General features: G+C 72.4%; 1 protein-coding gene and 1 pseudogene. Both read left to right on the top strand.

Annotation, left to right across the window (positions count from 1 at the left end; all coding sequences use genetic code 11):
- The first annotated feature begins 113 nt into the window (after window positions 1-113).
- The gene (locus ACXIZN_RS17910; protein WP_457955771.1) at window positions 114-9,932 is read left to right on the top strand and encodes an SDR family NAD(P)-dependent oxidoreductase; all 9,819 of its coding nucleotides are present in this window, start codon (window positions 114-116) and stop codon (window positions 9,930-9,932) included.
- A gap of 344 nt (window positions 9,933-10,276) precedes the next feature.
- A pseudogene (locus tag ACXIZN_RS17905) lies at window positions 10,277-14,611 on the top strand (type I polyketide synthase); the annotation flags it as partial.
- Window positions 14,612-14,643: the final 32 nt, after the last annotated feature.

The following is a 14,643-nucleotide window of genomic DNA, read 5'->3' as shown; positions in this document are numbered from 1 at the left end:
GATGTATCCGGAAGAGCGACTGAACGCGTGAACCCGCGCTGGCCGAAGGCCCTGCCGACGTCGATCGCGGACGCGGGTTCACCGACAGACACCGACCACCGAGCGAGGGTGTGATGGCGGACCAAGAGAAGCTTCTCGACCTGCTGAAGCGGGTGACCGGGGACCTGCATCGGACCCGGGAACGGCTGCGTGACGCCGAGGACGGACGGCACGAGCCGATCGCGATCGTCGGCATGGCCTGCCGGTTCCCCGGCGGGGCCGACACGCCGGCCGCGCTGTGGGACCTGGTCGAGAGCGGCCGCGAAGGCATCGGCGAGTTCCCGGCCGACCGCGGCTGGGACACCTCCGGCCTGTTCGACGATGACCCCGAGAAGCGCGGGACCACCTATGTGCGCACCGGCGGCTTCCTGCCCGGCGCCGCCGGATTCGACGCCGAGTTCTTCGGGATCTCGCCGCGCGAGGCGCTGGCCATGGAACCGCAGCAGCGGTTGCTGTTGGAAGTCGGCTGGGAGGCCGTCGAACGCGCCGGCCTCGATCCGGCGGCGTTGCGCGGCAGCCCGACCGGTGTCTACGTCGGCGTTTCCGCGCAGGAGTACGGGCCGCGGCTGCACAACCCTGGCGACACGGTGGACGGCTACCTGCTCACCGGAACCACCTGCAGTGTCCACTCCGGACGGATCGCCTATCAGCTCGGCTTGGAGGGCCCGGCGGTCTCGATCGACACGGCGTGTTCGTCGTCGCTGGTCGCGGTGCACGCGGCGGTGCGCGGCCTGCGCGCGGGGGAGTGCACGCTCGCCCTGGCCGGTGGCGTCAACCTGATGGCCTCGCCGGGGATCTTCGTCGACTTCGCTCGGCAGCGTGGCCTGGCACCGGACGGGCGCTGCAAGTCGTTCTCCGACGACGCCGACGGCACCGCCTGGGCCGAAGGCGTCGGGATGCTCGTGCTGGAGAAGCTGTCCGACGCCCAGCGCAACGGGCACCGGATCCTCGCCGTGGTGCGGGGTTCCGCGGTGAACTCCGACGGCGCCTCCAACGGACTCACGGCGCCGAACGGCCCGTCGCAGCAACGCGTGATCCGCGCCGCGCTCGTCGACGCGCGACTGTCCACTTCGGATGTCGACGCCATCGAGGCGCACGGCACGGGCACCAGGCTGGGCGACCCGATCGAGGCCGAGGCGCTGATGGCCACCTACGGCCGCGACCGAGACCGGCCGCTGTTCCTCGGTTCGGTCAAGTCGAATTTCGGGCACGCGCAGGCCGCGGCCGGGGTCGCCGGGATCATCAAGATGGTCGAGGCGATGCGTCACGGCGTCCTGCCGCCCACCCTCAATGTCGGCACGCCCAGCCGCGAGGTCGACTGGACGGCCGGGCCGGTCTCGCTGCTGACCGAACGCACGCCGTGGCCCGAGACCGGGCGGCCCCGTTCGGCGGCGGTGTCGTCGTTCGGGATCAGCGGGACGAACGCGCACGTCGTGCTGGAGCAGGCCCCGCCGGAGGAGCCCGCCGCCGTGCGCCCCGCGCCCGCCGTGGTGCCGCTGCTGCTGTCCGCGGCCACGGAACCGGCGCTGGCCGCGCAGGCGTCCCGTCTGCTCGCGGTGGCCGGGACCGCTGAGCCGATCGACGTCGCCTACACCCTGACGACCAGGGCGGCGCTGCCGTACCGGGCCGTCGTCACGGGCACGGACTGGGAAACGCTGTCGGCGGGGCTGGCCGACGTCGCCGCCACCCGGGTGACCGAGGGCGGGCTGGCGTTCCTGTTCACCGGTCAGGGTTCGCAACGCCTCGGGATGGGTTCCGGGCTGTACGAGGCGTTCCCGGTGTTCGCGGCGGCCTACGACGAGGTTTGTGCGCTGCTGCCCGAGTTCGGGGACCTGAGCCGGACGGAGTTCGCGCAGCCGGCGATTTTCGCGCTGGAAGTGGCTTTGTTCCGGTTGGTGGAGTCGTGGGGTGTGCGGCCGGATTACCTGGCGGGGCATTCGATCGGCGAGATCGCCGCCGCCCACGTCGCCGGAGTGCTGTCCTTGACCGACGCGGCGAAACTCGTCGTGGCGCGGGGCCGGTTGATGCAAGCCCTGCCCGCTGGTGGCGTGATGGTGGCGGTGCAGGCGTCCGAGGACGAGATCGGCGAGCTACCGGACGGTGTTTCGCTGGCCGCGGTGAACGGGCCTTCCTCAGTGGTGCTGTCGGGCGCCGAGGTACCGACTCTCGCTTTCGTGGAACGGTTCAGCGACCGGAAGACCAAACGGCTGGACGTGTCGCACGCGTTCCACTCGGTGCTGATGGAACCGATGCTGGACGACTTCGCCGAAGTGGTGCGGGGCCTGGAATTCTCGGCGCCGCGGATCCCGATCGTGTCCACCGTGGCGGAGAACGCGGATCTGACGGACCCGGCGTACTGGGTCGCGCATGTCCGCGAGACCGTGCGGTTCGCCGGCGCGGCCGAGCGCCTGACCGCCGCCGGGGTCACGAAGTTCTTCGAGTTCGGGCCGGACGCCGTGCTCAGCGCGCTCGTCGATGGTGCGGTGCCCGCGCTCCGCCGCGGCCACGACGAAGCCGGGCACCTGGTCTCCGCGCTCGGCAGGCTGCACACGCGCGGCGTCCGCGTCGACTGGGCCGCCTACCTCGGCGGCGGGCGGTTCATCGACCTCCCGACGTACGCCTTCCAGCACGAGTACTTCTGGCTCGGCCAGGAAAGCGACGCCGACGTCACCGCGGCCGGGCTCGCCGCCGCCGACCACCCGCTGCTCGGCGCCGCCGTGTCCGTCGCCGCCGACGATGGTGTCCTGCTCACGGGACGCCTTTCGCTCGATTGGCATCCGTGGCTGGCCGACCATGTCGTCGCGGGCCGCGTGCTCGTTCCCGGCACGGCGTTCGCCGAACTCACCGTCCGTGCGGGCGACGAGGTGGGCTGCGCGGGCGTGGAAGAGCTGATCCTGCGGGAACCGCTGGTCCTCGAACCCGGCACCGCGCCGGAGGTCCAGGTCGTCGCGGGCGCCGCCGACGAGCACGGCCGCCGTCCGGTGTCGATCCATTCACGGCTTCCGGAGCGGCCGTGGGTCACCCACGCGACCGGCTTCCTCGGCACTCCGCCAGTGTCCACTATGGATATGGTGTGGCCGCCGGAGAACGCCGAATCGCTCGGACTCGAAGACGCTTACGACCGGCTGGCCGCCGCCGGGCTCGCGTACGGGCCGATGTTCCGCGGCCTGCGCAAGGTCTGGCGTCGCGGCACGGAGATCTTCGCCGAAGTCGTCCTGCCGGAGCCCGAGCAGGCGGCGAAGTTCGGTCTGCACCCGGCACTGCTCGACGCCGCGCTCCAGGCCACCGCCGTTCCGGGCGAGGACCAGGGTTCGGTGCCGTTCGCCTGGCGAGACGTCGTGCTCCACGCGAGGGGCGCGACCGAACTGCGCGTGCATGCCCGGCCGGTCGCCGACGGCTTCGCGTTCGACCTCGCCGACGGCACGGGCGCGCCGGTCGCTTCCGTGGGCGGGCTCAGCGTCCGCGCCGTCACGGCCACCACCTTGGTGCGGGACGGCCTCTATCGTGTCGAAGAGGTGCCGCTTCCCGCCGGTTCTTCGGATACCACGGCGGCGGCGGTCCTGGAAGCCGACTCGCTCGACACCACTCTGCGCGGGTTGCAGGACTTCCTGGCCACGGACGAGCCCGGCCCGCTGGTGGTGCTGACCGCTCGGGAAGGTGCGGCCGAAGGGCTGGTCCGTGCCGCGCAGGCCGAGCATCCGGGCCGGATCGTCCTGGTCCGCGGTACTCATGCCGACGTCGAGGCCGCTCTCGCCACCGGCGAACCCGAGGTACACGCCGACGGCGGAAGCCTGTTCGCGCCGCGCCTGGCCAGGGCGGGCTCCGGTGAGTCCACACTGGACACTTCCGGCACGGTCCTGATCACCGGCGGCACCGGTGGGCTCGGCGCCCGCCTCGCCCGGCATCTGGTCGCCGCGCACGGTGTCCGGCATCTGCTGCTGGTCAGCCGTCGTGGTGCGGACGCGCCGGGTGCCCGGGAACTCGCCGACGAGCTCGGCGCCCGGATCGAAGCCTGCGACGTCTCCGATCGTGAGCAGCTCCGTGATCTGCTGGACCGGTCCGAGCCGCCGGTCACCGGTGTGGTCCACGCGGCGGGTGTCCTCGACGACGGCGTGGTCACGTCGCTCACCCCGGAGCGGGTCGACGCCGTCTACCGGGCCAAAGCCACCGCCGCGCGACTGCTGGACGAACTCACCGGCGAACTCGACTTCTTCGTGCTGTTCTCCTCGATCGCCGGGGTGTTCGGCTCACCGGGGCAGGGCGCGTACTCGGCGGCGAACGCCGAGCTGGACGCCCTCGCCCGGCGGCGCCGCGCCACCGGAAAGCCCGCGCAGTCACTCGCGTGGGGTCTGTGGCGGGACGGGATGGGTGCCTCGCTGAGCGGCACCGACCGGGACCGGATCGGCAGGGACGGCTTCGGCGCACTCGAACCGGAAGAAGGACTCGCGCTGTTCGACGCCGCCGTTGCCGACGGCGGTGCCGTCCTCGTCCCGGTGCGGCTCGACCTCGCCGCCGTGCGCGACGCCGGTGTCCCGCCGCTGCTGCGCGGGCTGGTCCGCGTCCGGACCCGTCGCGAAGCCGCCCGCCGCGCCGACACCGGGCTGGCGGGACAGCTCGCCGGACTGTCCGGAAGCGACCGGGAAGCCCTGCTGATCGGCCTGGTCCGGGCACGCGTCGCGGCGGTTCTCGGCCGGGCGGGCGCGGATACCGTGGAGCCGTCGCGGCCCTTCACCGAACTGGGCTTCGACTCCCTGACCGCCGTCGAACTGCGCAACGAACTCACCGCGGAGACCGGGCTGCGGCTGCCCGCGACCCTCGTCTTCGACCATCCGAGCCCGGCGGCGGTGGCCGCGTTCCTCGGCGCCGAACTGCTCGGCGCCCCGGAACCGGCACGTCCGGCGGTGACCCGGCGCGGCGCCGCCGACGAGCCGATCGCGATCGTCGCGATGAGCTGCCGGTACCCCGGCGGCGTCCGGTCACCCGAGGAGCTGTGGGACCTCGTGGCCGCGGGCACCGACGCGATCTCGCCGTTCCCCGGCGGACGCGGCTGGGACGTCGACGGGATCTACGACCCCGAACCCGGCCTGCCCGGCAAGACCTACACCCGCCACGGCGGCTTCCTGCACGACGCGGGCGAATTCGATCCCGAGTTCTTCGGCATCTCGCCACGGGAAGCACTGGCGATGGACCCGCAGCAACGCCTGCTGCTGGAGATCAGCTGGGAAGCGCTCGAACGCGCCCGGCTCGACCCGGCGTCGCTGAAGGGCAGCGCCACCGGTGTGTTCGCCGGGATCATGTACTACGACTACGCCGCGAAACTGGCCAGCGTGCCCGACAGCGTCGCCGGGTTCCTGGGCACCGGGACTTCGGCGAGCGTCCTGTCGGGGCGGATCGCGTACACGCTCGGGCTGGAAGGCCCGGCGGTGTCGGTCGACACGGCGTGCTCGTCGTCGCTGGTCGCACTGCATCTGGCGGCGCGTTCGCTGCGGTCGGGGGAGTGCGACATGGCGCTCGCCGGCGGGGTCACCGTGATGGCGACGCCGGAGACGTTCCTCGACTTCTCGCGCCAGCGCGGGCTTTCCCCGGACGGGCGCTGCAAGTCGTTCTCCGCCGCCGCCGACGGCACCGGCTGGTCGGAAGGCGCCGGGGTGCTCGTGCTGGAGCGGCTTTCGGACGCTCGCCGCAACGGGCATCCGGTGCTGGCCGTGGTGCGCGGTTCCGCGGTCAACCAGGACGGCGCGTCGAACGGGCTCACCGCGCCGAACGGCCCTTCGCAGCAGCGCGTGATCCGTGCGGCGCTCGCCGACGCCGGTCTGTCCACTTCGGACATCGACGCGGTCGAGGCACACGGGACGGGCACGCGGCTGGGCGACCCGATCGAGGCGCAGGCGCTCATCGCGACCTACGGCGCCGAACGGGACGAACCGCTGTGGTTCGGTTCGGTCAAGTCGAACCTCGGGCATACGCAGGCCGCCGCCGGGGTCGCCGGGATCATCAAGATGGTCGAGGCGATGCGCCGTGGTGTGCTGCCCAGGACGTTGCACGCGGCGGAACCTTCGGAGGAGATCGAATGGGACGCCGGCGCCGTGGAACTGCTCCATGAATCGAGGCCGTGGCCGGAGGTGAGGCGACCGCGCCGGGCCGGGGTGTCGTCGTTCGGGATCAGCGGGACGAACGCGCACGTCGTCCTGGAGCAGGTCCCGGCCGAAACGCCGGTCGAGCCCGCCTCGCACGGCGTCGTACCGTGGGTGCTGTCGGCCAAGACCGATCAGGCCGTCGCCGACCAGGCCCGCGCTCTACTGTCCCTTGTGGACAAAGCTGATCCACGTGACGTGGCGTACTCCCTGGCCACGACGCGGACCGCGCACGAGCGCCGGGCCGCGGTCGTCGGCGCGGAGGCGGAGAGCCTGCGTGCCGGGCTCGAAGCCATCGCGGCCGGTGGCGGGATCACCGGTCGCGCGTCGCGGGGCAAGCTGGCGTTCCTGTTCACCGGTCAGGGTTCGCAACGCCTCGGGATGGGTTCCGGGCTGTACGAGGCGTTCCCGGTGTTCGCGGCGGCCTACGACGAGGTGCGCCCGCTGTTGCCCGAGTTCGGGGACCTGTCGCGGACGGAGTTCGCGCAGCCGGCGATTTTCGCTTTGGAAGTGGCTTTGTTCCGGTTGGTGGAGTCGTGGGGTGTGCGGCCGGATTACCTGGCGGGGCATTCGATCGGCGAGATCGCGGCCGCGCATGTCGCGGGTGTGCTGTCGTTGGAGGACGCGGCGAAGCTCGTGACGGCACGCGGCCGGTTGATGCAGGCCTTGCCGCCGGGTGGGGTGATGGTCGCGGTCCAAGCGTCCGAGGACGAGATCGGGGAGTTGCCGGAGGGTGTGTCGCTGGGGGCGGTCAACGGTCCGTCGTCGGTGGTGCTCTCGGGCGCTGAAGAGCCGACGCTCGCCGTCGTGGCCCGGTTCGGCGATCGCAAGACGAAGCGGCTGGACGTGTCGCACGCGTTCCATTCGGTGCTGATGGAGCCGATGCTGGACGACTTCGCCGCGGTGGTCCGGGAACTGACGTTCTCGGAGCCGCGGATTCCGATGGTGCCGGACGTGGCCGACCCGGCGTACTGGGTCGCGCACGTCCGGGAAACCGTCCGGTTCGGCGCGGCGGTCAAGCAGCTTCGTGCCGACGGCGTCACGAAGTTCCTCGAAATCGGCCCCGACGCGGTGCTTTCGGCACTCGCCGACGGAATTCCCCTGCTGCGCAAGGGACGAGACGAAGCCGTGACGGCGATGACCGCGCTCGCGACCCTGCACGTCCAAGGTGTCCGCGTCGACTGGGACTCCGTGCTACCCGGTTCCCGAGCGATCGACCTTCCGACGTATCCGTTCCAGCGCAAGCACTTCTGGCTCGAACCGGCTCCGATCGGAGATCTCACGTCGGCCGGGCTGGACTCGCCGGGCCATCCGCTGCTCGCCGCCGGGCTCTCCCTCGCCGAGAGCGACGGCACCGTCCTCACCGGACGGATCTCGCTCGCGACCCACTCCTGGCTCGCCGGGCACACGGTGCACGACACCGTCCTGCTGCCGGGCGCGGCGCTCGCCGAACTCGCCGTCCGGGCCGGTGACGAGGCCGGGCGGCCGCGGCTGGCCGAACTGACCCTGCACGCCCCGGTCGTGATCCCCGAGAGCGGGCCGATCGAACTCCAGGTCGCGGTCAGTGCCGCGGCGGCGGTGACCATCCACTCGCGGATCCCCGGCGACGACTGGGAACTCAACGCGCTCGGCCTGCTGGCCGAGGCCGAGCCGCCCGCGAAGGGATTCGTGTGGCCGGACGGTCTCGAACCCATCGACCTCGGCTCGTTCTACGACGACCTCGCCGACCGCGGGTTCGTCTACGGCCCGCTCTTCCAGGGCCTGCGTGCGGCCTGGCGGCACGGTGAGGACCGCTACGCCGAGATCTCGCTGCCCGAGGACGCCCGCGAGGACGCGGCCAGGTTCGGGATCCACCCGGCGTTGTTCGACGCCGCCCTGCACGGCATGTTCCTCGGCGAGGGTGAGGAATCCGGGGCGCTGCCGTTCAGCTGGAGCGACGTCAGCCTGCACGCGACCGGCGCCACCACGGTGCGCGCCCGGCTGCGGTTCCTCGCGCCCGGGGAGGTCGCGGTCGACCTGACCGACCTCGCCGGAGCACCGGTGCTGTCGGTCGGCTCGCTGGTCGTCCGCGCGGTCACCGGCGAGCAGATGCGGTCCGGGGAAGACCGGTCGCTGTTCCGCGTCGAGCACATCGCGGCCGAGCCGTCGTCAGTCACGCCGGTGCCGTGGGTGCGGTGGGACGAGGTGACCGAGCCGGTGCCGCCCGTGGTCGTCCTGCCGATGCCGTCGGCGGGGATCCACGCTGTCCTCGAAGTCCTTCAACGTTTCCTGACCGAGCCCCGGTTCTCCGGCTCGCGGCTGGTCGTGGTCACCGGCGACAGCCTCGACGACGCGGCCGCGGCCGGTCTGGTGCGATCCGCACAGGCGGAGAACCCCGGCCGGTTCGTCATCCTCGACGGCGAAGTGTCCGATGTGGACATCGCACTGGCCACCGGCGAACCCCGCGTCCGAGTGCGGAACGGCCGCGCCGAGGTACCGCGGCTGGTCCGCGCCGAGCCCGGCCCGAAACCGGACTGGGAGTCCGCGGGCACGGTGCTGATCACCGGAGGTACCGGTGGTGTCGGGGCGAAACTGGCCGAACGGCTCGTCACCGAACACGGCGTCGAACGGCTGGTCCTCACCAGCCGCCGCGGTCTCGCCGCTCCCGGCGCCCAAGAATTGGCCGCCCGGCTGGGCGAGCTGGGCGCGGAGGTGCGCGTCGAAGCGTGCGACGTCGCCGATCGCGACGCGGTCGCCGCCCTGCTGGACGGCATCCCCGAGCTGTCCGGCATCGTGCACGCGGCGGGGGTGCTCGACGACGGCGTCGTCACCGCATTGACTCCGGAACGCCTGGACCGGGTCCTCGGCCCGAAGGCCGGCGGGGCACGGCACCTGCACGAACTGACCCTCGACCGGCCGCTGACCGAGTTCGTGCTGGTGTCGTCGGTGTCCGGCGTGCTCGGCGGGCCGGGGCAGGGCAACTACGCCGCGGCCAACGCCTACCTCGACGCGCTGGCCGAGCGTCGGCACGCCGACGGCCTGCCCGCGCGGTCGCTCGCGTACGGGATGTGGGCCGCCGAGGGGATGGGCGGGGTGCTCGACCAGGCGCTGATCGACCGGATGCGGCGCGATGGTTTCGGTGCGCTCACGCCGGAAGAAGGTGCGGCGCTGTTCGACGTCGCGCCCGGGCCGGTGGCCGTGCCGGTCAAACTCGACCTGGCCGGGCTGCGGGACCAGGCCCGGGCGGGCGTGCTGCCCGCGCTGCTCACCGGGCTCGTCCGGCTTCCCGTGCGGCGGACGGTTTCCCCGGTCGCGGAATCCGCCGCGCTCACGCCGGACGCGGTGGAAGACCTGGTCCGGACGCAGACCGCTCAGGTGCTCGGCTTCGCCACGGCCGACGAGGTGGATCCGGACCACGCGTTCACCGACCTCGGCTTCGACTCGCTGACGTCGGTCGATCTGCGCAACCGGCTCGCGGCCGCGGCGGGACGGCAGCTGGGGGCGACGGTGGTGTTCGACCACCCGACCCCCTCGGCGCTCGCGGCACATCTGCGGACGCTGCTGTTCCCGGAGGTCGCGGTGCCCGACGAGGCGCGTCTGCGGCGGGCGCTGGCGGGCGCGCCGGTGGAGCGGCTCCGTGAGCTGGGGGTGCTGGAGGCTCTGGTGAAGCTGGCCGAGGAACTCCCGGCCGCCGAGCCCGCGGTGCCCGACGAGTCGATCGACGAGCTGGACGTGGGGGATCTGATCAGCCGGGCGATGTCGACCGCCGAGCAGGGCTGAAGGGACCTTTCCCGCGTCGGACGCCGTGAAGGGCGCTTTCCCGGACGGGACCCCAGCGCACAGGTTGCGAAAGCCACTTTCGCAACCTTCAACGTTGCGAAAGTGGCTTTCGCAACACGCGAAGCCGCCCGAGCCGCGCGGACCCGCCCGCGAAGCCGCCCGAGTACATGAAGGCCCCCTTCAGTGCGCCTAGCGCAGTGAAGGGGGCCTTCACGTACCAAGTGGGCCCCCGGTTACCGGGCAATGGGGCCGGGGTGGCGAACAGCGCCCGGGACGAGCGGCGTCCGCGCCCAGGATGAGGCCATGCCCGAGCTGCGTCCGTCTCGTCCGGTCCGGAGAATCTGATGGCGACACCCGAAGAACTGGTGACCGCGCTGCGGGAGTCGGTCAAGGAGAACAGCAGGCTGGCCGCGCGCAACCGCGAACTCGCCGACGCGGCGAGGGAACCGGTCGCGATCATCGGCATGGGATGCCGCTACCCGGGCGGGGTCGATTCGCCCGGGGCGTTGTGGGATCTGGTGGCCGACGGCCGCGACGCGGTCTCGGGGTTCCCCGCCGACCGCGGCTGGAACCTCGCCGAGCTGTTCCACCCCGATCCCGACCACCCCGGAACGTCGTACGCGCGTGAAGGGGGATTCCTCCACGATGCCGCCGAATTCGATCCCGAGTTTTTCGGCATCTCGCCGCGCGAAGCGCTCGCGATGGATCCGCAGCAGCGGCTCCTGCTCCAGATCAGCTGGGAGGCGATCGAACGCGCCGGGCTCGACGCGTCGGCGTTGAAGGGCAGCGCGACCGGCGTGTTCGCCGGGATCATGTACCACGACTACGGAGCAGGCGTTTCCGAGCTGCCCGAAGGAGTCGAGGGCTTCCTCGGCACCGGCACCGCCGGCAGCGTGCTTTCCGGCCGTGTCGCCTACACGTTCGGCTTCGAGGGCCCGGCCGTGTCGGTCGACACGGCTTGCTCGTCGTCGCTCGTGGCCGTGCATCTGGCCGCGCAGGCGTTACGGGCGGGGGAGTGTTCGCTCGCGCTGGCGGGCGGCGCGACCGTGATGGCGGTCCCGGACACGTTCGTCGAGTTCTCCCGCCAGCGCGGGCTGGCCCCGGACGGACGCTGCAAGTCGTTCGGCGCGGGCGCCGACGGCACCGGCTGGGGCGAGGGCGCCGGCGTGCTGCTGCTGGAGAAACTGTCCGACGCCGTCCGCAACGGACACCGGGTGCTGGCCGTCGTGCAGGGCTCCGCGGTCAACTCCGACGGCGCGTCCAACGGGCTCACCGCGCCCAACGGGCCGTCCCAGCAACGCGTGATCCGCGCCGCGCTGGCGAGCGCCGGACTGTCCACTTCGGATATCGACGTCGTCGAGGCGCACGGCACGGGCACCAAACTCGGCGACCCGATCGAGGCGGACACCCTGCTCGCCACGTACGGCCGCGACCGGGAAAACCCGCTGTGGCTCGGTTCCGTCAAGTCCAACATCGGGCATACGCAGGCCGCGGCGGGGGTCGCCGGGATCATCAAGATGGTCGAGGCACTGCGCCGCGGCGAGCTTCCGCGCACGCTGCACGCCGACGAGCCGTCCCCGCACGTCGCCTGGGATTCCGGCGCGGTCGAACTGCTCACCGGGCACCGGCCCTGGCCAGAGACCGGCCGCCCGCGCGCGGCGGCGGTGTCGTCGTTCGGGATCAGCGGCACCAACTCGCACGTCATCCTCCGCCAGGCCCCCGAACAGCCGCAGGCCGAGAACACGGCCGGGCGAGCCCGGGTCCCGTGGGTGCTGTCCGCACGCACCGAGGCCGCGCTGCCCGAGCTGGCGGACCGCTTGCTGCAGACCGGCGGTCATGCCACCGACATCGCGTGGTCACTGGCCACCGGCCGGGCGCCGCTGCCGTATCGCGCGGTCGTCACCGGCGCCGACGAGGACGAACTCCGCGCCGGCCTCGGCGCCCTTGCCCGCGGCGAGTCCGCGCCCGGCGTCGTCACCGGCCGCGCGGGCGGCGGCAAGCTGGCCTTCCTCTGCACCGGGCAGGGCTCGCAGCGGCTCGCGATGGGCGCCGGGCTCGCCGCCGCCTTCCCCGTTTTCGCCGAGACCTTCGAGCGCGTGGCGGACCGGCTCGACGCGCACACCGGCTTCAAGCTCGCCGAAGTCCTCGCTTCCGAAGACCAGACCAGGATCGACCGGACCGACGTCGCGCAGCCCGCGTTGTTCGCCTTCGAGGTCGCGATGGCCGAGTTCGTGCGCTCCTGGGGCGTGGAGCCGGACTTCCTGCTCGGGCACTCGATCGGCGAGCTCGCCGCGGCGTACATCGCCGGGGTGTGGTCGCTCGACGACGCCGCCCGCCTGGTCGCCGCCCGCGGCAGGCTGATGCAGGCGCGGCCCGAGGGCGGCGTGATGGTCGCGTTGCAGGCCACAGAGGCGGAACTCGACTTGCCCGGCGGCGTGAGCATCGCCGCGATCAACGGTCCTTCGTCCCTCGTTCTCTCCGGTGAGGAGGAGGCGGTCACCGCGGTGGTCGAGGCCCTCCCCGGCCGTCGCTCCAAGCGCCTTTCGGTCAGCCACGCCTTCCACTCCGCGATGATGGACGGGATGCTCGACGACTTCCGCGAGGTCGCCGAGAGCGTGACGTACGCCGAACCGCGGATCCCGATCGTCTCCGGTGACGTCCGCGACCCGGAGTACTGGGTACGGCAGGTGCGCGAACCCGTCCGGTTCGCCGACGGCGTCGCGAGCCTGCACGCACGCGGTGTCCGGCGTTTCGTCGAGATCGGGCCGGACGCCTCCCTGACCGCGCTCGGCGCCGACTGCGTCAGCGACGGCGTCTTCATCGCCACACAACGGAAAGATCGTGACGAGGCCGCCGCCGCGGACCTGGCGCGGGGAAGGCTCTTCACCGCCGGGGTGCGGCTCGACTGGGCCCGGATCTTCGACGGCACCGGCGCCGCCCGTGTCGACTTGCCGACGTATCCCTTCCGGCGCGACCGCTTCTGGCTCGCCGCCGAGCGGACCGCCCCTCCGGCCCGGCGGTACGAAGTCGTCTGGCGTCCGATGGAGCCGGTGGCGTCGCAGGAATTCTGGACCGTCTACGCCGCAGAACCCAACGAGTGGGCGGAAGCCGCCGCGAAGGCACTCGACGCGCCTTTGGTGACGGAAGTTCCGGAGACCGGTCCGATCCTCGCGTTCCCGGCGGACGGGGCCGCCCTCGCCGCTCTCCTGCGGGACACCCCGGCGAAGGTGTGGTGTGCCACCAGCGATCCCGGCGTCGCCGCGGTCGCCAGGGTCGCGGCGATCGAGCAGCCCCGCCGCTGGGGTGGCTGCGTGACCTTGCCCGAGCGGCCGGACGACGCCGCCCGGCTCCGCGACGTGCTCGGCGGTCCCGAAGACGAGGTCGCGATCCGCGCGGACGGGATCTTCGCCCGCCGGTTCGTGCCCGCCGCCCCCGCGTCCGGCGCGACGTGGACCACCTCCGGAACCGCGCTGATCACCGGCGGTACCGGGGCCTTGGGCGCGCTCGTGGCCGAACGGCTGATCCGCGCCGGGACGGAGCACGTCGTGCTTCTCTCCCGCCGTGGCGAGGACGCGCCTGGGGCGGCGGAACTGCGTGAACGGCTGGAAGGTCTCGGCGCCCGCGTCGACATCCACGCCTGCGACGCCGCCGACCGGGACGCACTGTCCACAGTGGTCACCAGTCTGACCGGCCTCCGCGTGGTCGTGCACACGGCCGGCGTCCTCGACGACGCAATGCTCGATGACGCGACGCCTGAGCGATTCGAGGCCGTCGCCCGGCCGAAAGTGACCGCCGCGCGGCACCTGCGGGAACTCACGAAGGACCTCGACGCGCTGGTGCTGTTCTCGTCCGTCGCCGGGGTCCTCGGTAATGGCGGGCAGGCCGCCTACGCCGCCGCGAACGCGGAACTCGACGCGCTCGCGACCCGATGGCGGGCCGAAGGTGTCAACGCGGTGTCGATCGCCTGGGGCCCGTGGGCCGAGGGCGGTATGGCCGAGGCCGTCGACGACGCCGTCCGCCGCAAAGGTTTGCGCCCGATGACCCCCGAATCCGCGGCCGAGGAGTTCGTCCGGGCGATCGCCGCCGGCGACACCTGTGTCACCGTCGCCGACTTCGACTGGCCGTCGTTCTTCGAGGACTTCCGTGCCGCGCCGATGCTCGCCGAACTGCCACGACCCGAAACCGCGGCCGCCGAAGCACCGGTGGCGGATCTGCGGTCCCGGCTGAGCGGCCTGATCGAACCCGAACAACGACGGCTGCTGCTGAAGGTCGCCCGCGAGACCGTGGCCAAGGTGCTCGGCCATCCGGACACATCGGCGATCGGCCCGGACCGCGCGTTCACCGAACTCGGTTTCGACTCGCTCACCGCGGTCGAACTGCGCAACCGGCTCGACGCCGCGACCGGCCTCGCCGTGCCCGCGACGCTCGTCTTCGACCATCCGACCCCGCAGGCTCTGGCCGCCTACCTCTGGCAGGAACTCGCCGGGGCGGACGACGACGTGGAGGGCCTGCTCGACGGCCTGGAAGCCGCGCTGAGCCGTCTCGACCCGGGCGGGGACGAGCACGCGAAAGCGGGCGCCCGCCTGCGGAAACTCGCCGAGAGCCTCGACGGGCCCGGCTTCACGCCGTCTTCGGACGACGAACTCTTCGCCTTCATTGACCAGCAACTCGGCGCTTGAGCCGGGTGCACGCGACCTCGACCGATGAGTGG

The sequence above is a fragment of the Amycolatopsis sp. TRM77291 genome (genome assembly GCF_054166285.1).
This window is presented reverse-complemented; position numbering and strand designations above follow the sequence as displayed.

Bases quoted from the DNA above. Each gene is read 5' to 3' on its own strand.
- ACXIZN_RS17910 (WP_457955771.1), top strand. From the start codon at position 114: ATGGCGGACCAAGAGAAGCTTCTCGACCTGCTGAAGCGGGTGACCGGG.